Annotated in this window: 18 protein-coding genes; 14 read left to right on the top strand and 4 right to left on the bottom strand. The window is 67.4% G+C overall.

All coding sequences use genetic code 11. The annotated features are described in order from the left end of the window. The first annotated feature begins 20 nt into the window (after window positions 1-20). From ACQR50_RS14625 to ACQR50_RS14615, 3 genes are all read left to right on the top strand, one after another. Window positions 21-251 (top strand): hypothetical protein, encoded by a 231-nt coding sequence (locus ACQR50_RS14625; protein ID WP_056436937.1) that lies wholly within the window; start codon window positions 21-23, stop codon window positions 249-251. Between the two features lie 95 nt (window positions 252-346). Beyond that, window positions 347-646, top strand: a complete 300-nt coding sequence (locus ACQR50_RS14620) for a DUF1153 domain-containing protein (protein WP_428968865.1) — start codon at window positions 347-349, stop codon at window positions 644-646. A 150-nt stretch (window positions 647-796) separates the two neighbouring features. Continuing rightward, window positions 797-1,054 carry a GlsB/YeaQ/YmgE family stress response membrane protein gene (locus ACQR50_RS14615; RefSeq protein ID WP_042483991.1) on the top strand — a complete coding sequence of 86 codons (258 nt, stop codon included), beginning with the start codon at window positions 797-799 and terminating at the stop codon, window positions 1,052-1,054. A gap of 141 nt (window positions 1,055-1,195) precedes the next feature. Here ACQR50_RS14615 and ACQR50_RS14610 read toward each other — a convergent pair whose 3' ends face one another. Continuing rightward, window positions 1,196-1,948: an SIMPL domain-containing protein gene (locus tag ACQR50_RS14610; protein ID WP_428968864.1), complete on the bottom strand. Its 753-nt coding sequence runs from the start codon at window positions 1,946-1,948 to the stop codon at window positions 1,196-1,198. Between the two features lie 219 nt (window positions 1,949-2,167). On the opposite strand from ACQR50_RS14610, the gene ACQR50_RS14605 reads away from it, so the two are divergent. From ACQR50_RS14605 to ACQR50_RS14555, 11 genes are all read left to right on the top strand, one after another. Next, the gene (locus ACQR50_RS14605; protein ID WP_428970714.1) at window positions 2,168-3,346 is read left to right on the top strand and encodes an efflux RND transporter periplasmic adaptor subunit; all 1,179 of its coding nucleotides are present in this window, start codon (window positions 2,168-2,170) and stop codon (window positions 3,344-3,346) included. A gap of 1 nt (window position 3,347) precedes the next feature. Next, entirely contained in the window at window positions 3,348-6,554 is a 3,207-nt protein-coding gene (locus ACQR50_RS14600; protein WP_428968863.1) for an efflux RND transporter permease subunit, read from the top strand. A gap of 266 nt (window positions 6,555-6,820) precedes the next feature. After that, a complete protein-coding gene (locus ACQR50_RS14595) occupies window positions 6,821-8,026 on the top strand; it encodes a DUF445 domain-containing protein (RefSeq protein ID WP_184105094.1) in 1,206 nt (401 codons plus the stop codon). A 97-nt stretch (window positions 8,027-8,123) separates the two neighbouring features. Next, window positions 8,124-9,230: an ABC transporter permease gene (locus tag ACQR50_RS14590; RefSeq protein WP_428968862.1), complete on the top strand. Its 1,107-nt coding sequence runs from the start codon at window positions 8,124-8,126 to the stop codon at window positions 9,228-9,230. After that, the gene (locus tag ACQR50_RS14585; RefSeq protein ID WP_322538508.1) at window positions 9,230-10,147 is read left to right on the top strand and encodes an ABC transporter ATP-binding protein; all 918 of its coding nucleotides are present in this window, start codon (window positions 9,230-9,232) and stop codon (window positions 10,145-10,147) included. Before ACQR50_RS14590 ends, ACQR50_RS14585 begins: the two co-directional genes overlap by 1 nt. Then, the gene (locus tag ACQR50_RS14580) at window positions 10,147-11,109 is read left to right on the top strand and encodes an MlaD family protein (protein ID WP_428968861.1); all 963 of its coding nucleotides are present in this window, start codon (window positions 10,147-10,149) and stop codon (window positions 11,107-11,109) included. The genes ACQR50_RS14585 and ACQR50_RS14580 overlap by 1 nt, the downstream gene beginning before the upstream one ends. A gap of 20 nt (window positions 11,110-11,129) precedes the next feature. Beyond that, on the top strand, window positions 11,130-11,714 hold the full coding sequence (locus ACQR50_RS14575; protein WP_428968860.1) for an ABC-type transport auxiliary lipoprotein family protein: 585 nt from the start codon (window positions 11,130-11,132) through the stop codon (window positions 11,712-11,714). Between the two features lie 267 nt (window positions 11,715-11,981). Continuing rightward, the gene (locus tag ACQR50_RS14570) at window positions 11,982-13,457 is read left to right on the top strand and encodes an efflux transporter outer membrane subunit (RefSeq protein WP_428968859.1); all 1,476 of its coding nucleotides are present in this window, start codon (window positions 11,982-11,984) and stop codon (window positions 13,455-13,457) included. Further along, entirely contained in the window at window positions 13,457-14,845 is a 1,389-nt protein-coding gene (locus ACQR50_RS14565; RefSeq protein WP_428968858.1) for an efflux RND transporter periplasmic adaptor subunit, read from the top strand. Before ACQR50_RS14570 ends, ACQR50_RS14565 begins: the two co-directional genes overlap by 1 nt. After that, window positions 14,835-15,581 (top strand): ABC transporter ATP-binding protein, encoded by a 747-nt coding sequence (locus tag ACQR50_RS14560; RefSeq protein WP_428968857.1) that lies wholly within the window; start codon window positions 14,835-14,837, stop codon window positions 15,579-15,581. Before ACQR50_RS14565 ends, ACQR50_RS14560 begins: the two co-directional genes overlap by 11 nt. Continuing rightward, complete coding sequence (locus ACQR50_RS14555) at window positions 15,581-16,786, top strand: ABC transporter permease (RefSeq protein WP_428968856.1); 1,206 nt, start codon at window positions 15,581-15,583, stop codon at window positions 16,784-16,786. Before ACQR50_RS14560 ends, ACQR50_RS14555 begins: the two co-directional genes overlap by 1 nt. Here the strand turns inward: ACQR50_RS14555 and ACQR50_RS14550 are convergent. The 3 genes from ACQR50_RS14550 to ACQR50_RS14540 are packed head-to-tail and all read right to left on the bottom strand — an operon-like array spanning window position 16,755 to window position 20,525. Continuing rightward, window positions 16,755-17,378, bottom strand: coding sequence for a nucleotidyltransferase family protein (locus ACQR50_RS14550; RefSeq protein WP_428968855.1), 624 nt, complete (start codon window positions 17,376-17,378; stop codon window positions 16,755-16,757). The two genes, ACQR50_RS14555 and ACQR50_RS14550, sit on opposite strands and share 32 nt — an antisense overlap. After that, a complete protein-coding gene (locus ACQR50_RS14545; RefSeq protein ID WP_076717384.1) occupies window positions 17,365-18,288 on the bottom strand; it encodes an XdhC family protein in 924 nt (307 codons plus the stop codon). Before ACQR50_RS14545 ends, ACQR50_RS14550 begins: the two co-directional genes overlap by 14 nt. After that, window positions 18,288-20,525 (bottom strand): xanthine dehydrogenase family protein molybdopterin-binding subunit, encoded by a 2,238-nt coding sequence (locus ACQR50_RS14540; RefSeq protein WP_428968854.1) that lies wholly within the window; start codon window positions 20,523-20,525, stop codon window positions 18,288-18,290. Before ACQR50_RS14540 ends, ACQR50_RS14545 begins: the two co-directional genes overlap by 1 nt.

Raw genomic sequence — 20,525 nt, 5'->3', positions numbered from 1 at the left:
ACCGGGATTGGACCGCGCTTTTGGACCTGAGTTTCAACCGTTTCGATCGGGATACCGAACTGACGGTGCTGCCGCCGGACCTGGCCGTGCTGATGGTCGGTGCGACGGCGCGACAGGCGGCCAGCCCGACCGCGGCGGTGCAGGCCGGTTTCGCCCGCGTGTCCCCCGATCCGATGCTGTTCGCCCCGCTCGACGGGGCGTTCAACGGGCCGATGGCGCGGGCCATCGTCGGATGGAACAGGAATGAATGATCCGTTAACCTTTCGATTTTAGGCGATGTTCAAGGGCACATGGTAGAGCGGCCCTGCAGACGACATGGGGTAGGGAGCCCCGACGAGGTTTGATGATGTTCGAGAACCAAAAGATCCGCCCTGCCAAGGTAATCGGGCCGCTCGGCGAACCGCTGACGCTCGACAACCTGCCGCCGCCCAGCACCACGCGCTGGGTCGTCCGTCGCAAGGCGGAGGTGGTGGCGGCCGTCAATGGCGGGCTGCTTTCGGTGGACGAGGTCTGCGACCGTTATGGCCTGACGGTCGAGGAATTCGCCGGGTGGCAGCGCGCCATCGATCGCTCGGGAATGCCGGGCCTGCGTGTCACGCGCATCCAGCATTATCGCTCGCTCTACGAGCGCCAGCAGAAATACTGAGCCCCGAAATCCAGGGCGGAATAAAAACGATCGCATCGTTGACATTTTCAAAAACGCTTCGTCGAATTGCCGGTACGGCCACGGAACAATAGCCACATTCGCACGTCTTTTCCCCGTGTCCCGCTCGCGGGCCCAACGGAGGGAAAGACAATGGGTATTATCCTGTGGCTTATCGTCGGTGGTGTCATTGGCTGGCTGGCCAGCATCATCATGCGTACCGATGCTCAGCAGGGCATCTTCCTGAATATCGTCGTCGGTGTCGTCGGCGCGTTCATCGGCGGCCTGATCTTCGCAGGCGGTTCGATCAACAATGCCGGTCTGACGCTGACCTCGTTCCTCGTTTCGCTGCTGGGCGCCGTCGTCCTGCTGGCGATCGTGAACCTGGTTCGTCGTGGTCGGGTGCGTTAAACAACGCATTCGCTCGCTGAGCCAGAAAGGGCCGTCCGGGAAACCGGGCGGCCTTTTTCGTATGCCGGGTATGGTGCTGGCCGCTATCTGCCCGCCGGAATGGTCGCCCCCATGCCATGAAGGCGATGGGGGCGTGATCGGTCAGTTCAGCAGGAAACGAACCGAGACATTGACGGTCACGTCGCGCTCACCCGGCGCGATGCTGGTCTTTTCCATGGCGTCCGAACGCATCGCCGAGGCGCGGAGCATCATCGGCGGCTGAGGGCCGCCCGCATCCGCGCCATTTTCTGTGATCGACACGATCCGCGCGACGCGCAGCCCCGCCGCCTTGGCGTAAAGCTCGGCGCGGGCGCGGGCACGCTGGATCGCGTCGGCCCGCGCTTCGTCCAGCGCGGCGTCGGGTTTGTCGATCGACAGATTGGGGCCGTCGATCTGGTTCGCCCCCTGCGCCACCAGTGCGTCGAGCACGCTGCCCGACTTGGCGACGTCGCGGAACCGGACGCTCAGCGTGTTGGTCGCCTGATAGCCGGTGATGACCGGCGGCACATTGTCGCCATACCGATATTGCGGCTGAAGCTGCACGGTCGCGGTCTGGATATCGCGGTCGGCGATCCCGGCGCGCTTCACGGCGGCCAGCACCCGCGCCATGCGCTGCGCATTGTCGGACAGGGCGGCGGCGGCGGTCGCACCCTGGCTGACCACCCCGGCCCGAATCGTCGCCAGGTCCGGCACGCGCGTCGTGCGCCCCTCGGCCGAAACGTCCAGCACCGTCCCGGCGGCGGGCACCAGCGGCTCGACCGTGGTGGGGGCGGGCTGGACCTGCGCAGCGGCGGTCAGCGGCGCCAACGCGGCGGGGGCCATCGCGGCCAGAAGCAGGTATTTCCTCATCGACATCTCCCTTGTGATGATCGTCTCACGACTATGGGCCAAGGCTTTGACGCCTCATGGCAAAACAGGCGATGAACGCATGGCGTCCACCTTGGAGCCGCCGCAATTCCGGCGTACCAAAAGACGCTTGAGTGGTGTGCTATATTTCTATAACACAGCGGGGATGGGTGCATCCTGCATGGCAATGCGCGCACGATGGATGCGGTTCGGGGATCGATGACGAACATGAATTACGAGACGGGGGCGATCGGTGGCGGCCGGCATCTGGAGCTGGAGGGGCCGGTATCCACGCCGCGCAGGCGCTGGATCTGGATCGTCGCGGCGGTCATCGTGCTGGCGCTGGCGGGCTGGTTGCTGTTCGCGCCCAAGAAGCATGAGGCGGACCAAGGGGCCGGGGCGGGGACGCAGGTGCCCAACATCACCGTCGTCGTTCCCGGCCAGCAGGCGGTCAGCCGCGTGATCTCGGCCACCGGCACGCTGGCCGCGCGCCGCGAAATGCCGGTCGGCGTCGCGGGCGAGGGTGGCATGATCACCCGCGTCCTGGTCGAGCCGGGCCAGTGGGTCCGTGCGGGGCAGGTGCTGGCCACCGTCGACCGCTCGGTCCAGACCCAGACCGCCTCGGCGCTGAACGCGCAGGTGTCGGTCGCGCAGTCGGACCAGCAGATCGCGCAGGCCGAACTCGACCGTGCTCAGCAGCTGGTCGATCGCGGTTTCATCTCCAAGGCCGATCTCCAGCGCCGCACCGCGACCCGCGATGCCGCCGCTGCCCGCGTCCGCGCGGCGCAGGCGACCTTCCGCGAGGCGCAGGCGCGCAACGGCCGCCTCGATATTCGCGCGCCTGCCGAGGGGCTGATCCTGACCCGCGCCGCCGAGCCGGGCCAGATCGTCAGCTCGGGCTCGGGCGTGCTGTTCCGCATGGCGATGGGCGGGCAGATGGAGCTGCGCGCGCAGCTGGCGGAGGCGGACCTGGTCGGCCTGTCGGTCGGCGCGCCCGCCACCGTGACCCCGGTCGGCGGCGACAAGAGCTTCAAGGGCGAGGTGTGGCAGGTGTCGCCCGTCATCGACCCGCAGACGCGTCAGGGTGTCGCGCGCGTCGCTTTGTCCTATGACCCGGCGCTGCGGCCCGGTGGTTTCGCCGCGGCGACGATCCGCGGCGGTGCGGGCCATGCCCCGGTCCTGCCGGACTCGGCGATCCAGAGCGACGACAAGGGAAGTTTCGTGTATATCGTCGGAGCCGACAACAAGGTCGCGCGCCGTGACGTCAAGATCGGTCAGGTGTCGGACGATGGCGTGACCATCGCCTCGGGCCTGAAAGGTGACGAGCGGGTGGTGCGTTCGGCGGGTGGCTTCCTGGCGGCCGGGCAGCTGGTCCGCCCGATCCTTGGCGGTCAGGAGGCCAAGTAACATGAGTTTCCGCAACATCTCGGCCTGGGCGATCCGGAACCCCGTTCCGCCGATCGTCCTGTTCGTCGCACTGACCCTGGCGGGGATCGTCAGCTTCATGCGGATGGACGTGAACAACGACCCCGATATCGATTTCCCGATCGTCGTGGTCGTCGTGAACCAGCCGGGTGCGGCACCGACCGAACTGGAGACGCAGGTCACCCAGCGGGTCGAGGCGGCGTTGCGGAACCTGCAGGGCGTCGACCAAATCACCTCGACCGTGACCGAGGGCACGTCGCAGACGCTGGTTCAGCTCGACATCGGCACGCCGATTGACCGCGCGGTCAGCGATGCGCGCGATGCGATCACTCAGATCCGCTCGATGCTCCCAGACGGCATTCTCGAGCCGCAGGTCATCCGCGTCGATTCGACCGATAACGACCTCGCCAGCTATTCGGCGGTGGCGTCCAACATGACGCCCGAACAGCTCAGCTGGTATATCGACAACAATGTCACCAAGGAGCTGTTGTCGGTTCCGGGTCTCTCCAAGGTCATCCGCAACGGCGGCGTGACGCGTGAGATCCGCGTGATCCTCGATCCGCTGAAGCTCCAGGCGCAGGGCCTGACCGCCAGCGAGGTCAATGCCCAGTTACGCATGACCAATTTGAACGCCGCCGGTGGCCGCGCCGAGATCGCGGGCACCGAACAGGCGGTCCGCGTGCTGGGCAATGCGCGCAACGCCTATGACCTGGGCCAGACCCAGATCAACGTGCGCGGCGGCCGTACCGTTCGCCTTGCCGACATCGCCACCGTGCGCGACCTCTACGCCGAACAGCGTTCGCAGGCGGCGGTCGACGGACGGCAGGTCATCAGCTTCGACTTCCAGCGCGCCAAGGGCGCCTCCGACGTCAGCGTCTTCAACGGCGCGGTCGCCAAGCTGAAGGACCTCGAAAAGCGCAACCCGGAGGTGAAGTTCGTCCTCCGCTCGAACAGCGTGAAATACACCGAGGCGCAATATGAAAGCGCCATCCACGCGATGATCGAGGGTGCGGTGCTGGCCGTCATCGTCGTCTTCATCTTCCTGCGCGACTGGCGCGCGACGGTGATCTCGGCACTGGCCATTCCGCTGTCGGCGATCCCCGCCTTTTGGTTTATGGACCTGCTGGGCTTCACGCTGAACCAGATGACGCTGCTGGCGCTCAGCCTGGTGGCGGGCGTGCTGGTCGACGATGCGATCGTGGAGATCGAGAATATCGTCCGCCACATGCGCATGGGCAAATCCGCCTATCAGGCGTCGATCGACGCGGCGGACGAGATCGGCCTCGCCGTGCTGGCAACCACCATGGCGATCGTCGCGGTGTTCCTGCCGGTCGCGCTGATGCCCGGCGTTCCGGGCCAGTATTTCAAGAATTTCGGCCTGACCGTCGTCGTCTCGGTGCTGATGAGCCTCGCGGTCGCGCGCCTGATCACACCAATGATCGCGGCCTATTTCCTGAAGTCCGCCGGCCATGCCAGCCATGGCGAGGGCAGGCTGATGGACGCCTATATGGCGACGCTGCGCTGGTCGCTTCGCTATGACCGGCCGACCGATGGCGTGAAGCGCGGGCGTCTGCGTCGCCTGCTGGGGCGGTTCCGCGACCATCGCCTGTGGGTGATCGGCATCGGCGTCGGCGCCTTCATGCTGACCATCGCGATGTTCGCGATCATCCCCAAGACGTTCCAGCCGCCGCAGGACAATGATCGGGCGGTCGCCAAGATCGACATGGTCCCCGGCACCACGCTGGCCCAGACCGATGCGGTGGTAAAGCGGGTCGCGGCGTTCCTGAGCAAGCAGCCCGACGTGGAATCGGTCTATGCCCGCACCAATGTCGGCAATGGCCGGGTGGTCGCGACGCTGAAGGAGGATCGCTCGATGAAGAGCACCGACTTCGAACGGTCGCTGGCCCCCGAACTGGCCGCGATCCCCGATGCGCGCGTGTCGTTCCAGTCGCAATTCGGCTGGGGCTCGAGCGGGCGTGACCTGACCATCACGCTGGGCGGCGACGATCCCGCCGTGCTGCGCGATACGGCGAACAAGATCGTCGAGCAGATGGGCACCATTCCGGGCCTCGTCGCGCCGCGCATCGTCGGCAATGTCGATCGGCCGGAAATCGTCATCCGCCCGCGCCTCGACCTCGCGGCCAATCTGGGCGTGACGACGCAGGCGCTGTCGAGCGCGATCCGTATCGCGACCCTGGGCGATATCGACCAGAATTCGGCCCGCTTCTCGCTGTCCGATCGGCAGGTGCCGATCCGCGTCGCGCTGGACCAGAATGCGCGCGCGCGCCTGTCGACCATCCAGAACCTGCCGGTGCAGACCCAGACCGGCGGCTCGGTGCCCTTGAGCGTCGTCGCCGATATCGGCCTGGGCGCAGGGCCGACCCAGATCGACCGCGTGAACCAACGGCGTCAGGTGACGGTCGGCGCCGACCTCGCCAAGGGCCTGATCAGCGGCGATGCGATGAAGAAGGTCCATGACCTGCCCATCATGAAGAACATGCCCATGGGGGTCGGCGAGATGGTGCTGGGCCAGGCCAAGATGCAGGCGGAGATGATGGCCAACTTCTTCACCGCCATCATCTCGGCGGTGTTCCTGGTCTTCGCCGTGCTGGTGCTGCTCTATCGCCGCTTCCTGCCGCCCTTCGTCAACATGGCGTCGCTGCTGCTCGCCCCGCTGGGCGGCCTGCTGGCGCTGTATTTCAGCGGCAATCCGCTGTCGCTGCCGGTCTATATCGGCCTGCTGATGCTGCTGGGCATCGTCGCCAAGAACTCGATCCTGCTGATCGACTTCGCGCTGGAGGAAATCGCCAAGGGCGTTCCCATCTATGAGGCGGTGGTCGATGCCGGGCACAAGCGCGCCCAGCCGATCGTGATGACCACGGTCGCGATGGTCGCGGGCATGATCCCGACCGCGCTGTCGCTGGGCGGTGACGGATCGTGGCGCAGTCCGATGGGCGTGACGGTGATCGGCGGCCTTGCCCTGTCGACGATCCTGACCCTGCTGATCGTTCCCGCCGCCTTCAGCCTTTCGGTCGGTGTCGAACGCTGGATCGGGCCGCGCCTGGGCCGGCGCCTGCTGACCTACAAGCCCGGCGACGAACTGGGCGGCGGGCCGGTGATCGAAGGGCCTGCGGGCGGTCCCGCGCTGCCGCCCGCGACGGGCAAGCTGGGTTACGATCCGGCGGAGTGAAATTATCCTCCCCGGCACGGGGAGGGGGACCATGCGCAGCATGGTGGAGGGGGATCGCCACAAAGGACACCCTGCGTGGAAGCCCCCCTCCGTCAGGCCTTGGGCCTGCCACCTCCCCGTGCCGGGGAGGATTGCCTTTGCCCCGCTTTCGTTACGCTCGGGAAAGATTCCTCTTGAACAAAGCCGCCCTTCGCGAATTGTCCTGATTGATGGAACTCGCAATGCGATCGGGGGGTAGCCAGACCGTTCCAGCCGCCCTGCGGAAGATGCGGGTCTTGGCCACCGGACTGCTGGTCGGCATGGCGGCGCTGTATCTGGTGTCGCGTGGGCTGCAGCCGGTGCATCCTGCCTGGGGCTACGTCCGCGCCTTTGCCGAGGCGGCGATGGTCGGCGGGCTGGCCGACTGGTTCGCCGTGACCGCGCTGTTCCGCCATCCGCTGGGCCTGCCCATCCCGCACACCGCGATCGTACCGCGCAACAAGGATCGGATCGGCGACACGCTCGCTAATTTCCTGCGCACCAATTTCCTGGTCCCGCGCGTCGTCGCGCGGCGCATGGTGCGGCTCGACGTGGCGGGCGCGGCCGGGCGTTGGCTGGCGCAACCGCCGCAGGAGGGCGGGCGCATCCGGCGCGGGGCGTCGCGCCTGTTCGCCGAGATGCTGACCGCCTTCGACCCGCAGCGGCTGGGCGGCATGGTCAAGGCGGGGATCGGGTCGCGGCTGCGCGCGACCGAGGTCGCGCCGATCCTGGGCCAGTTGCTGAAGGCCAGCATCGCCGAGGGGCGGCATCTGCCCCTGCTCGATTCTGTGCTGCGCTGGGCCGCCTCCGCGCTGGACGCCAACGAAGCGATCGTCCGGGCGATGGTGCATGAACGGGCGGGCGCCATCCTGCGCTGGACCGGGTTGGACGAGACGCTGGCCGACAAGCTGATCGACGGGCTGCACAAGCTGCTCCACGACGTCGCCGAGGACCGCGACCACCCGCTGCGCCAGAAAATCGAGGAAGGGCTCGATCGCCTCGCCTGGGACCTGCAATATGATCCCGACATGCGCGCCAAGGTGGAGGCGATGAAGGCCGAGCTGATCGCCAATCCGGCGATGCAGCGCTGGCTGGACGGCTTGTGGGAGCAGGCACGCGAGGCCCTGTTGCGCATGGCGCGCGATCCGCAGGCGGTCACCGCCGGGAGGCTGGGCGATGCGATGCGCCAGCTAGGCCAGACGTTGCAGGACAACCCCCGGCTGGCGGCGACGATCAATCGCTTCGTGCGCCGCGCGACGGCGGGCATCGCGGCCGATTATGGCGACGGCATCGTCCGGCTGGTGTCGGAGACGGTGCGCGGCTGGGATGCCGACACCGTCACCTCGCGGCTGGAAAATGCGGTGGGCCGCGACCTGCAATATATCCGCATCAACGGGACATTGGTGGGCGGCAGTGTCGGCCTGATCCTGCATCTGCTGGATCGGCTGCTATGAAAACGTCACGCCGTCGTATAATTACTGCCGCCAGTCGATTCGTCGTAGGAACGAAGCGCCTTGTCGATACACCCGCTTTCCCGCAAAGAGGCAGTTGATGAACGCCAAGGCCGATTATCAACATGACCCGGCCAACGGGGGAGCGCTGCGCTTCACCGGCAGCCTTTCGCTGGCGACCCTGGGCGACCTGCCCGAGCGGCTGGATCGCGAGGATTCGGCGGTCCGGCGGATCGACCTGTCGCAGGTCGACCGGATCGACACGGTCGGTGCCTGGCTGATCCACCGCTTCGCCGCGCGCAATGATGCCGCCATCGACGGTCTGGACGACGACCAACGCCACCTGTTCGCCAAGGTGACCGAGGCGGATCAGCCGGTCGCGATGCGCCCCAAGCCGATCAGCCCCTTCGCGCGCGTGGCGGGCGAGGTCGGCGATGCGGTGGTCGCTGCCTTCCAGACGCTGTACGGCCTGCTCGGCTTCATGGGCGCGACGGTGCTCGCCGGGCTGGCGGTGATCCGCCATCCGCGCCGCTTCCGCTTCAATGCGGTGGTGCATGAGTTCGAGACGGTCGGCGTCTCGGCGCTGGCGATCATCGGGCTGATGAGCTTCCTGATCGGCATCGTCATCGCGCAACAGGGTGCGGTGCAGCTTCGTCAGTTCGGTGCCGAGGTGTTCACGATCAATCTGGTCGGGCGCCTCACTTTGCGCGAACTGGGCGTGCTGATGACCGCGATCATGGTGGCGGGCCGCTCCGGCTCGGCCTTTGCCGCGCAGCTGGGCACGATGAAGCTGACCGAAGAGATCGATGCGATGCGCGTCATCGGCGTATCGCCGATGGAGGCGCTCGTCGTGCCGCGTACCATCGCGGCGGTCACGCTGATGCCGCTGCTCGGTTTCTATTCGTCGTTGATCGCGATGATCGGCGGCTGTTTCCTGGCGGCGGTGTCGCTGGGTATTCCGCCCGTCACCTTCATCGCGCGCATCCGCGAAGTCGTGCCGATCACCGACCTCTATGTCGGCCTGATCAAGGCCCCGGTGTTCGGCGCGATCATCGCGATCGCGGGCTGTTTCCAGGGCATGCAGGTCAAGTCGGATGCCGAGCAGGTCGGCCTGCGCACCACCGCCGCGGTGGTGCAGGCGATCTTCCTGGTGATCGTGCTCGACGCCTTTTTCGCGGTCTTCTTCACCTGGATCGGATGGGATTGATGGCCGAGCAGGACGAACATCTGATCCAGGTCCGGGGCCTGCGCAACAGCTTCGGCGAGCAGGTCATCCATGACGGCCTCGACCTCGACGTGCGCAAGGGCGAGATTCTGGGCGTGGTCGGCGGGTCGGGCACCGGCAAGTCGGTGCTGATGCGCACGATCATCGGTCTCCAGACCCCCGATGCGGGCGAGATCACCGTGTTCGGCGAGCCGACCATCGGCCGCGAGGCGACCGAGGCGGTCGATGTGCGCAAACGCTGGGGCGTGCTGTTCCAGGGCGGCGCGCTGTTCTCGACGCTGACCGTGGCCGAAAATGTCGCGGTGCCGCTTCGCGAATTCTACCGCGACCTGCCTCCGGCGCTGATGGACGAGATCGCGTCCTACAAGGTCGTGATGACCGGCCTGCCCGCCGACGCCGGGCCGAAATATCCGGCCGAGCTGTCGGGCGGCATGAAGAAGCGGGCAGGGCTGGCGCGTGCGCTGGCGCTCGACCCCGAACTCCTGTTTCTCGACGAGCCGACGGCGGGTCTCGACCCCATCGGTGCGGCGGCGTTCGACCAGCTGATCGCGTCGCTCCAGAAGACGCTGGGGCTGACCGTCTTCCTCATCACCCATGATCTCGATACGCTTTATGCGATCTGCGACCGGGTGGCGGTGCTGGCCGACAAGAAGGTGATCGCCGTCGGTACGATCGACGAGTTGATCGCGCTCGACCATCCGTGGATCGAGGAATATTTCAAGGGACCGCGCGGCCGTGCCGCCGTCGCCGCCAAGGACGAGGTGGCGGACATCCGCCCCCGTTCGGCCGAGGCCGATGCCGCGCGCCACCCCACCGAAGTCGACGCCCATGCCACGGGACAGCGGTCCCAGGGTAATGCGGCCGATGCCCATGCGAGAGGCGAAGCAGGGACACGCTGATGGAAACCCGTTCGAACCACGTCCTTGTCGGCTCTGTCGTGCTGATCCTGCTCGCAGTGCTGGCCATCTTCACCGTCTGGATCGCCCGTCTGGGCGGCACGTCGGAGAAGGAATATGACATCTTCTTCCGCCAGTCGGTGGACGGCCTGGCCAAGGGGTCGGCGGTCACCTATTCGGGCGTGCCTTCGGGTCAGGTGAAGGAAATCGCGCTGTGGCGGCCCGATCCGCAATTCGTGCGGGTCCGCGTCGCGGTCAACGAACAGACGCCGATCCTGCAGGGGACGACCGCTTCGATCTCGGCCAGCTTCACCGGCACCAGCACCATCTCGCTGGACGGCGCCCGCAAGGGTGCGCCGCCGATCACCTGTCCGCAGCCGGAAAACAAGACGGTCTGCCCCTATGGCGTGCCGGTCATTCCGACAAAGCAGGGCGGCATCGGCGCAATCCTGAACTCCGCGCCGCAGCTGCTGGAGCGGCTGTCGACGCTGACCGAGCGGCTGACTGGCCTGTTGTCGGATCGCAACCAGGCGTCGATCGCGGGCATATTGGACAATACAAACCGCCTGACCGATGCGCTCGCCGATCGCGGGCCGGAGATCGCCGCGACGCTGGCCCAGACCCGCGTGGCGATCCAGCAGGCAGGTGACGCGGCGCAGTCGATCGGCCAGCTGGCGGCGACCACCAACGGCATACTGGCCGAGGACGTGAAGCCGACCATCGCCAATCTGAACCGCACCATCGCCTCGGCACAGAAGAGCGCCGACACGCTGAACTCGGCGATCGGCGATGCGCGGCCGGGCCTGCAGACCTTCTCGAAGCAGACCGTGCCCGAGGTGGATCGTCTGGTGAAGGATTTGCGCGTGATGACCCAGTCGCTGTCGGCGGTCGCCGAAAAGGTCGACCAGCAGGGCGCAGGGTCGCTGATCGGGCAGCAGAAGCTGCCGGACTATAAGGGCAAGTGAGGATGCCGATGAGGACCGTCATGAAGACTCCGCTGATCGTGATGCTCGCATCGCTTCCGCTCGCCGGCTGCATCAGCTTCGGCGCCAAGCCGCCGCCCTCGCTGCTGACGCTCCAGGCACAGTCGGCGCCGAGCGTGGGGCAGACGCAGGATTCGGGACCGGGCAAGTCGATCACCATCCAGGTGCCGTCCTCGCCACAGGAACTGGCGACCGCGCGCGTGCCGGTGCAGGAGAATCCGACCAGCATCGCCTATGTGAAGGACGCCCAATGGGCCGAGCCGCCGACGCGGCTGTTCGCCCGGCTGATGGCCGACACGCTGACCGCGCGGGCGGGGCGCATCGTCCTGTCGCCGCGCGATTCCATCGGCGATCCGGGCGACCGTCTGGGCGGCGAGCTGCGCCAGTTCGGCATGGACGCCACGCGACGTGACGCGGCGGTGGTGTTCGACGCCACGCTGCAACGCGACGGCCAGACGAACATCGAAAAGCGCCGTTTCGAGGCGCGGGTGCCGGTCGGCAAGATCGATAATGAGAGTGTCGGCCCGGCGCTGAACCAGGCGGCGAACCAGGTCGCGCAGCAGGTGTCCGACTGGGTAGGGCGGTAAGAGCTGATCCTCCCCGCTAGCGGGGAGGGGGACCGTGCGTAGCATGGTGGAGGGGGATCGCCGCGAGGGATGACCTTTGTGGAAGCCCCCCTCCGTCAGGGCTTGCGCCCTGCCACCTCCCCGTACCGGGGAGGATTTTTGAATTTCAGCGGAACTTTCACCCTGCCGAAACGTGTCGCACGGGATGGCGGCAATCTGCCGCATCCGTCACAATTTGCGACATAAACACACTGGACGGGGCCGTAACGGCACGGCACGTTCCGGGCCATGAAGCCTCGCGCCCGCGTCCTTCTTCTCGTCACCGCCGCCTTGTCCGGCTGTACGGTCGGCCCCGATTACCGCCCCGCCGCTCCACAAGCGCTGGGGGTGCCCGCCATCTGGTCGGTGCCCGCCGCCAATGCGCAGGCGCAGGACCTGACCCGGTGGTGGCGGTCGTTCGACGATCCGTTGCTCACCGAGCTTGTCGAACAGGCGGTGGTCGCCAATACCGATGTGGTGCAGGCGATCGCCCGGCTGCGCCAGGCGCGCGAAAGCCTGATCCAGAGCCGCGCGTCGCTGCTGCCCAATGTCTCCGGCTCGACCGGCTATCAGCGCAACGAGAATCTGCGCGGCGGCGGGCGCAGCTTCACGCTGCCCGACGGCACCGTCGTCGATACCGGCGGGGGCGGCAGCAACAGCTTCACCGTGGGACTGTCGGCCAGCTATCAGGTCGGCCTGTTCGGCGAAGTCCGCCGCACGGTGGAGGCAACCCAGGCGACCTATGAGGGCGCGGGGTTCAGCTATGCCGCCACGCTGCTGACCGTCGAGAGCGAACTGGCGCGCAACTACATGCTGGCGCGGGCCTACCAGGCGCAGCTGGCCAATGCACGGGCGAGCCTGTCGTTGCAGGATGACAATCTGGAGATTGCCGGGTTCCGGGTGCAGGCGGGCCTCGTCTCCTCGCTCGACGCCGAACAGGCGCGTGGCCAGCGGGCCCAGACCGCCGCGACCATTCCGTCGATCGAACAGCAATATAATGCCGCCGTGTCGCGGCTGGGCGTGCTGACCGGCCAGGCACCCGGCGCGGTCAAGGCGCGGCTGGCGGCGGTGAGGCCGATCCCGACCGGCCCCGCCGTCATCGGAACCGGCATTCCCGCCGATATCCTGCGCCGCCGCCCCGATGTCCGCGCGGCCGAGCGCAATCTGGCCGCCGCCACCGCGCGGATCGGCGTGGCCCAGGCCGCACTCTATCCGGCGCTCGCCATTTCCGGGAACATCAACACGGCGGCGACCAGCATCGGTTCGCTGGGCGACGCGATCACCGGCAGCCTGTTTGCGGGCCTGACCCAGGCGATCTTCAACGGCGGGCGGCTGCGCAGCCAGGTGCGCAATGCCCAGGCGCTCGCCGACCAGAGCTATGCCGCCTATCAGGGCACCGTCCTGCTCGCGCTGGAGGATGTCGAGAACGCGATCGTCGCGCTCAACACTGCGCGCGAGCGCGAGCGGCAATTCGCCATCCAGCTCGACGCCGCGCGCAACTCGGCGATCCTGGCGCGCAGCCAATATCGCTCGGGCCTGACCGATTTCACCACCCTGTCGCAACAGGAGGCGGCGTTCCTGAACGCACAGAACGGGCTGGTTCAGGCCCGGTCCGACGCCGCGACCGCGCAAGTCGCGCTGTTCGCCGCGCTGGGCGGCGGATGGGACGACACGACCACCCCCGAAGCGCCGCCGCGCCTCGCCACAACCCCGGACAACCGCTGATGGCCGACCAGACTCTCGACGATTTCCTGGGCGTGAAGCCACAGCCGCGCTGGCGCAAATGGGTACAGTGGGGCGTGGTGATCGTCGGCGTGGTGCTGCTCGCGCTGCTGCTGAAAAGCTGTTTCGGCGGATCGAAGGAAGCGGGCTTCGCGACCGCCCCGGTCACGCGCGGCGACCTGACCGTGACCGTCTCGGCCACCGGCAAGCTGGCGCCGACCAACCAGGTGACAGTCGGCTCGCAGCTGTCGGGTCTGGTGACGAAGGTCGTGGTCGATGTGAACGACCGGGTGAAGGCGGGCGAGGCGCTGGCGCTGATCGATCCCGAACAGATCGACGACCAGATCCGTGCCGCCCAGGCGACGCTGGCCGCCAATGTCGCACAGGTGGCGCAGGCGCGCGCGACCGTGTCGGAAGCGCAGGCGCAGCTGGCGCGACTGGAACAGGTCTACAAGCTGTCGAACGGCCGTGTGCCCTCGGCCACCGAACTTCAGGCGGGGCGTGCCGATGCCCAGCGCGCGGTCGCGGCGCTGCGCGTCGCGGAGGCCAATGTCACCGCCGCCCGCGCCCAGCTGGCGCAGTCGCAGACCCAGCGCCAGCGTGCGATCATCCGCTCGCCCGTGTCCGGCGTGGTGCTGGCGCGACAGGTCGATCCGGGCCAGACGGTCGCGGCGTCGTTCAACACGCCGACCCTGTTCGTCATCGCCGAAGACCTGACCAAGATGAAGCTGGAGGTCGCGATCGACGAGGCCGATGTCGGCGAGGTGAAGGTCGGACAGAAGGCCAATTTCACCGTCGACGCCTTTCCGGGCCGCACCTTCCCCGCGACGATCACCCGCGTCGATCTGGGGTCGAACCTGACGGTCAGCGCGGCGACCTCGTCCGCGTCCTCGACCACCAGCGCCGCCTCGACCACGGGGCAGGTGGTCAGCTATGCCGCCGATCTGACGGTGGGCAATCCAGACCTGCAACTGCGCCCCGGCATGACCGCCACCGCCGATATCGTGACGTCGGACAAGAAGAACGTCATGCTGATCCCCAACGCGGCGCTGCGCTTCAAGCCGTCCGACGGCGCGCAAGCGGGCGGCGGCGGCATTGCGGGCTCGCTGACCTTCCGTCCGCGCCGGGACCGCGCCGCGCGCACCGCCACGGTTCAGCGCGGCGCGACCCAGACCGTCTATGTCCGGGGCGACGACGGCAAGCCGCAGCCGATCCAGATCGTCACCGGCGACACCAATGGTTCGATGACCGAGGTGCTGTCGGGCGGCCTGAAGCCCGGCATGCAGGTCATCACCGGCCAGCTTGCGGGTGGCGAGAGCGCCGCGCCCCGTGGCGGTGGCCAGCGGCGTCAGGGTGGCGGCCAGCAGGGCGGGGGCGGCGGTGGCCGCTGACGCCCCGCTCATCCAGCTTCGCGGCGTCACCAAGACCTATGGCATGGGGGCGACCCAGTTCCAGGCGCTGAAGGGCGTCGACCTGGACATCGCGGCGGGCGATTTCGTCGCCGTAATGGGGCCTTCGGGGTCGGGCAAGTCGACGACGATGAACATATTGGGCTGTCTGGACGTGCCGAGCGGCGGAAATTTCCTGTTCCGCGGCCATCATGTCGAGACGCTGGACCGCGACCAGCGCGCCATGCTGCGGCGGCGCTATCTGGGTTTCGTGTTCCAGGGCTTCAACCTGTTGTCGCGCACCACCGCGCTGGAGAATGTCGAGCTGCCGCTGCTCTATCGCGGTGAGGACAAAAGGACCCGGCGCGATCTGGGCATGGCGGCGCTGGAAAAGGTGGGCCTCGACAAATGGTGGGATCATACCCCCGCCGAGCTGTCGGGCGGGCAGCAGCAGCGCGTGGCGATCGCGCGCGCCATCGTTACCAGCCCCGACGTGCTTCTTGCCGACGAGCCGACCGGCAATCTCGATTCCGAACGCTCGGTCGAGATCATGGAGTTGCTGACCGGGCTCAACCGGGACAGCAACATCACCGTGCTGATGGTCACGCACGAACCGGACATGGCCGCGTTCGCGCGCACGGTCATCCACTTCAAGGACGGGCTGGTCGATCGGATCGAGGCGCAGCACCGGCCGGGCGACGTGCCGGAAATGGCCCCGTTCGAAAGGGATGGGAACTGATGTTCGGCACCACGCTCATCCTCGCCATCCGCTCGATCCGGCGGCATGTGCTGCGCTCGTTCCTGACGACGTTGGGCATCATCATCGGCGTCGGCGCGGTCGTGACCATGGTGACGCTGGGCAAGGCGACGACGGCGGCCGTGCAGCAGTCGATCTCGTCGCTGGGCACCAACATCCTTCAGGTCCGCCCCGGCCAGGGCTTCGGACGCGGCGGCGGCGGCCCGCGTCCGCCCGACTTCAAGCCCGAGGATGTCGAGGCGATCGCCGACCAGATCGCGGGCGTCACTGCGGTGGCGCCTCAGGCGCAGACGACCGCGACCGGCATCTACGAGGGCGCGAACTGGTCGACGACCGTCACCGGTACGACGCTCGCCTATTTCACCGTCCAGCCCTGGCCGCTGGCCTCGGGCCGAACCTGGACCCCGGCCGAGCAGGCAGCGGGCAAGGCGGTGTGCATCATCGGCAATACCGTCCGCCAGAACCTGTTCCGCAACACCGATGCGGTCGGCAAGCGCTTCCGTATCGGGGCGATCAGCTGCGACGTGATCGGCGTGCTGACGACACGCGGGCAGGGGGGCTTCGGCGATCAGGACGACGTGGTGCTCATGCCGATCAAGGCGGTCCAGCGCCGCTTCACCGGCAGCCGCGACATCCGCCTGATGCTGGTCGGTGTCGATCAGGCCTATTCGACCTCGGCGGTGCAATCGTCGCTCACCGATCTGCTTCGCGAACGGCGCAACATCAGCGGCGGCAAGGACGACGACTTCAACATCTTCGACACCAAGCAGATCAGCGACACGCTGACCAGCACGACGACCATGCTGACCCGCATTGTCGCGGCGGTGGCGGCGATCAGCCTGGTCGTCGGCGGCATCGGCATCATGAACATCATGCTGGTGTCCGTGACCGAGCGGACGCGCGAGATCGGCATCCGCCTGGCCATCGGCGCGGTCGCGCGCGAGGTGCTGATGCAGTTCCTGGTCGAGGCGGTGGTGCTGTCCTGCCTGGGCGGGATCATCGGCCTGATCCTGGCGCAGGCCATCATCGCTCTGCTCGTGCCGGTGATGCAGGTGCCCTGGACCTTCGACCCTCAGATCAACATCATCGCCTTTGCCATTTCGGCGGTGATCGGGGTGGTGTTCGGTTACTTCCCGGCGCGGCGGGCGGCGGCGCTCAATCCGATCGACGCGCTTCGCCACGAGTGATCGTCCGCTCGGGGGCGTGGACGAGCTGGCGAAGGCGTTCCAGATCCTCGGGCGTATCGATGTCGATCAGCTCGGCAGGCGTGGTCACGACATGCCGTCCGCCCGCGACCAGCTTGCGACCGCCCTCGTCGCCTTGCAGAGTGAGCAACGCGTCGAACCGGCCCGCGCCGAAGATGCCCGGCGGAGTGGGGTGTTCGCCATTGCTCGACACCACCACCGAATCCGGTCCCTCGAACGCATCGAACAGGCGATAGATGTGCGCCGCCGTCACGCGCGGCATATCGGCCAGGGCGATCAGGATCGCCTGGGGCGACGACGTCATCGCCTCGCGCACGCCCAGATGCAGCGAGTGGGACATGCCGCGACCGACCTCGGCGTTGTGGATGACGCGATAGCCGCGTGACGCGAAGTCGAGCTGGCATCCGTCCGTCACCACGATCCGCTCGGCAAAGGGGATGCTCTCCAACGCGGTGGTGACGTGAAAGCCGACCGGCTTGCCGAGAAACTCGGCTTCCAGCTTGTTCTCCATGCCGAAGCGGCTCGACCGGCCCGCCGCCAGCAGGACCAGGGCGACATTTTCAGGGTCGATCATGAAAGGCTCCGATCATGGCGGCTGCGATCGACAGGGCGATTTCGGAAGGGCCGATCGCGCCGATATCCAGCCCGACCGGACCGTCGATCCGGTCGATCGCTTCTGCGGCGACACCCATCGCCGCCAGCCGCTCGCGTCGTGCGGCATGGCTGCGCCGACTGCCCAAGGCGCCGACATAGGCGGTGTCGCTGGCGAGCGCGGCGACCAATGCGGGGTCGTCGATCTTGGTGTCGTGGCTCAGCGTTACCACGGCGGTCGCCGGGCCGGGGGCATAGGCCGCCACCGCCTCGTCGGGCCAACGGTCGTCCAGCGTGACGCCGGGAAAGCGTTCCTCGGTCAGGAAGCGGGCACGCGGGTCGATGACGACCGTGGCGATGCCCAAAGTCTGCGCGAGTTGCGCGAGAGACTGGGCGATCTGCACCGCGCCGACGATCAGCAACCGGCGCGGCGGGTCGTAGCGGTTGGCGAAGACCTCCCCCGTCTCGATCGGGCGCAGGTCCGAATGGCCGCTGGTCAGGTCCGTGGTGACGGTCAGCGCCTGGCCCCGCTCGCGCGCCTCGGCGATCCGGTCAAAGAGTTCGGGGTCGAAGCCGTCCGCCGACACCGGCTGCACCATCACCGCGATCTCGCCGCCGCAGGGCAGGCCGACTTCCCAGGCCGAGGCGTCCGCCACGCCGTAGCGCTTCACCTGGAACGGCGCGCCCGCGATGACTTCGGCGGCGGTGTGGAGGATGTCGTTCTCGACACAGCCGCCCGACACCGATCCTTCGAACCGGCCATCGGCATGGACCAGCATATGGCTGCCGCGCGGGCGTGGTGCCGACCCCCAGGTCGACACCACCGTCGCGATCGCCATCGGCTCGCCCCGCCATTCCCTTGCGGCGGCGAGGACGCTGTCATGGTCGCTCATCAAAGCGCCGGAAGATGATCGAGCAGCTTGTCGAGCGTCACCGGCATCTCGCGCACCCGCACGCCGGTGGCGTTGTAGATGGCGTTGACCACGGCCGGGGCCGCGCCGGAAATGCCCAGCTCGCCGATCCCCTTGGCATGGATCGGGTTGGCATGGATGTCCCGCTCGTCGAGGAAATGGACTTCCAGCTGGGGCACATCGGCGTTCACCGGCACATGATATTCGGCCAGGTCGTGGTTGACCAGCTTGCCGGTGCGCGGATCGTGGATCAGATCCTCGGTCAGCGCGGTGCCGATGCCGAAGGTCATGCCGCCCAGGCATTGCGAGCGCGCCGTCTTGGCGTTGAGCACGCGCCCCGCCGCGAACACGCCCAGCATCCGCCGGACGCGCACCTCGCCGGTGACGACGTTCACCCCGACCTCGGCGAAATGCGCGCCGTAGCTGGCCTGGTTGAACTGCTTTTCCTGCTGGCCCGGCTTGATCTCGCCGATGGCGGACAGGCCGTCCTTGCCGACCAGTTCGGCCAGCGGCACCGAGCGGTTGTCGCCGATCGCCATGCCGTCCTTGAGCGTCAGGTCGTCGGGCTTCACGTCCATCGCCTTGGCCAGCCTCTCGCGCACGCGCTCGGCCGCGAGATACACCGCCGAACCAGCCGACGCCGCACCCCAGGACCCGCCCGAACCGGCGGCAGGGGGATCGTTGGTGTCGCCCAACGACATGGTCACCTTCTCGACCGGCAGGCCCAGGATCTCGGCAGCGATCTGCGCCATGATGGTATAGCTGCCCGTGCCAATATCGGTCATCGCGGAGGATACCGTCGCGCTGCCGTCCGGGTGGAGTTCGACCTTGGCGGCGGACTGTTGTAACTGGTTCGAGCGGCAGGCGGCGGCGACGCCCATGCCGATCAGCCAGTCGCCCTCGCGCCGCTGGCCCGGTGCCTGGCGCTGGTCCCAGCCGAAATGCTTCGCGCCTTCCTCCAGCGAACGCGTCAGGTTGCGCGAGGAATAGGGGACCTTCAATTCCGGGTCCTGCTGGGGGTCGTTGACCTTGCGCAGGGCGATGGGGTCCATGCCGATGGCTTCGGCCAGCTCGTCCATGGCGCATTCCATGCCGACCATGCCGACCGCTTCGCCGGGCGCGCGCATCGAGCCCGACAGCGTCCAGTTCAGCCGGACCACGTCGTGATTGATCCGCCGATTCTCACCGCCATAGAGGAAGTGCGTACCGATCCCGACGGGTTCGAAGAAATCCTCGTCGGGCAGGTTGGAGGTGATGGATTCATGGCCTAGCGCCACGATTCGGCCGCCCGCTTCGGCACCGAGGCGCATCCGCTGTTCGGTATTGGAGCGGCGGACGGTGGCGTCGAACACCTGCTGGCGCAGCATCACCGCCTTGACCGGGCGGCCCAGCTGCTTGGCGGCGATGGCGGCGGCGACGCTCTCGGGCGCGATGCCCAGCTTCGACCCGAAGCCGCCGCCGATATAGCGCGAGATGATCCGCACCTTGGACTGCGCGACGCCCAGCGCCTTGGCCAGTTGCTGCGCGTCGGAGGTCGGCATCTGGTACGCGCCGTAGAGCGTCAGCGCGCCATCCTCCCAGACCGCAATCGAGGCATGGGGCTCCATCGCCGCCGAGTTCTGGCTGGGGGTGGTATAGGTCACGTCGACCTTGACGGGCGCATTCTCGAACGCCTTGTCGAAATCGCCCTGGTCATAATGGCCCTTGATCAGGCCATCGGGCGCAGGCTCGGCTTCGCCCTTGTTCGCCTCATAGTCGAACGTGCCGTCTAGCGGTTCATAGTCGACCTTCAATTGCTTGGCCGCGTCACGCGCCACTTCGAAACTCTCGGCGACGACGATCGCGATGATCTCGCCGAAATAGTCGATGGTGCGCACGCCTTGGGTCGGTGCGCTCGTCTCGCCGCCCTGCTGCGAATTGCGGATGAAGGTGTCGTAGTCGGTGATGACGTCGATGACGCCGGGGATGGCCTTGACCGCATCGGCGTGGATTGCCTTGATCCTGGCATGGCCCTTGGTCGCGCTGACCAGCACGCCATGCGCGACGTTTTCGATGGCGTACTCGGCCGCATAGGTGGCGGTGCCCGTCACCTTTTTCGGGCCGTCCACGCGGTCGAGCGGTTTGGAAATCACCCCCTGCACGCCCGTGTCGAGCAGGCTGTCGGGATGCGGCTGATTCATGGTCAGCGCGTTCGTGTCGTCCTTGCCGAATCCGAACAT

Source organism: Sphingomonas sp. Xoc002 (genome assembly GCF_050408055.1).
Taxonomy (GTDB): domain Bacteria; phylum Pseudomonadota; class Alphaproteobacteria; order Sphingomonadales; family Sphingomonadaceae; genus Sphingomonas; species Sphingomonas yabuuchiae.
This window is presented reverse-complemented; position numbering and strand designations above follow the sequence as displayed.

Bases quoted from the DNA above. Each gene is read 5' to 3' on its own strand.
- ACQR50_RS14620 (WP_428968865.1), top strand. From the start codon at position 347: ATGTTCGAGAACCAAAAGATCCGCCCTGCCAAGGTAATCGGGCCGCTC.
- ACQR50_RS14615 (WP_042483991.1), top strand. From the start codon at position 797: ATGGGTATTATCCTGTGGCTTATCGTCGGTGGTGTCATTGGCTGGCTG.
- ACQR50_RS14610 (WP_428968864.1), bottom strand. From the start codon at position 1,948: ATGTCGATGAGGAAATACCTGCTTCTGGCCGCGATGGCCCCCGCCGCG.
- ACQR50_RS14605 (WP_428970714.1), top strand. From the start codon at position 2,168: ATGAATTACGAGACGGGGGCGATCGGTGGCGGCCGGCATCTGGAGCTG.
- ACQR50_RS14600 (WP_428968863.1), top strand. From the start codon at position 3,348: ATGAGTTTCCGCAACATCTCGGCCTGGGCGATCCGGAACCCCGTTCCG.
- ACQR50_RS14595 (WP_184105094.1), top strand. From the start codon at position 6,821: ATGCGGGTCTTGGCCACCGGACTGCTGGTCGGCATGGCGGCGCTGTAT.
- ACQR50_RS14590 (WP_428968862.1), top strand. From the start codon at position 8,124: ATGAACGCCAAGGCCGATTATCAACATGACCCGGCCAACGGGGGAGCG.
- ACQR50_RS14585 (WP_322538508.1), top strand. From the start codon at position 9,230: ATGGCCGAGCAGGACGAACATCTGATCCAGGTCCGGGGCCTGCGCAAC.
- ACQR50_RS14580 (WP_428968861.1), top strand. From the start codon at position 10,147: ATGGAAACCCGTTCGAACCACGTCCTTGTCGGCTCTGTCGTGCTGATC.
- ACQR50_RS14575 (WP_428968860.1), top strand. From the start codon at position 11,130: ATGAAGACTCCGCTGATCGTGATGCTCGCATCGCTTCCGCTCGCCGGC.
- ACQR50_RS14570 (WP_428968859.1), top strand. From the start codon at position 11,982: ATGAAGCCTCGCGCCCGCGTCCTTCTTCTCGTCACCGCCGCCTTGTCC.
- ACQR50_RS14565 (WP_428968858.1), top strand. From the start codon at position 13,457: ATGGCCGACCAGACTCTCGACGATTTCCTGGGCGTGAAGCCACAGCCG.
- ACQR50_RS14555 (WP_428968856.1), top strand. From the start codon at position 15,581: ATGTTCGGCACCACGCTCATCCTCGCCATCCGCTCGATCCGGCGGCAT.
- ACQR50_RS14550 (WP_428968855.1), bottom strand. From the start codon at position 17,378: ATGATCGACCCTGAAAATGTCGCCCTGGTCCTGCTGGCGGCGGGCCGG.
- ACQR50_RS14545 (WP_076717384.1), bottom strand. From the start codon at position 18,288: ATGAGCGACCATGACAGCGTCCTCGCCGCCGCAAGGGAATGGCGGGGC.
- ACQR50_RS14540 (WP_428968854.1), bottom strand. From the start codon at position 20,525: ATGTTCGGATTCGGCAAGGACGACACGAACGCGCTGACCATGAATCAG.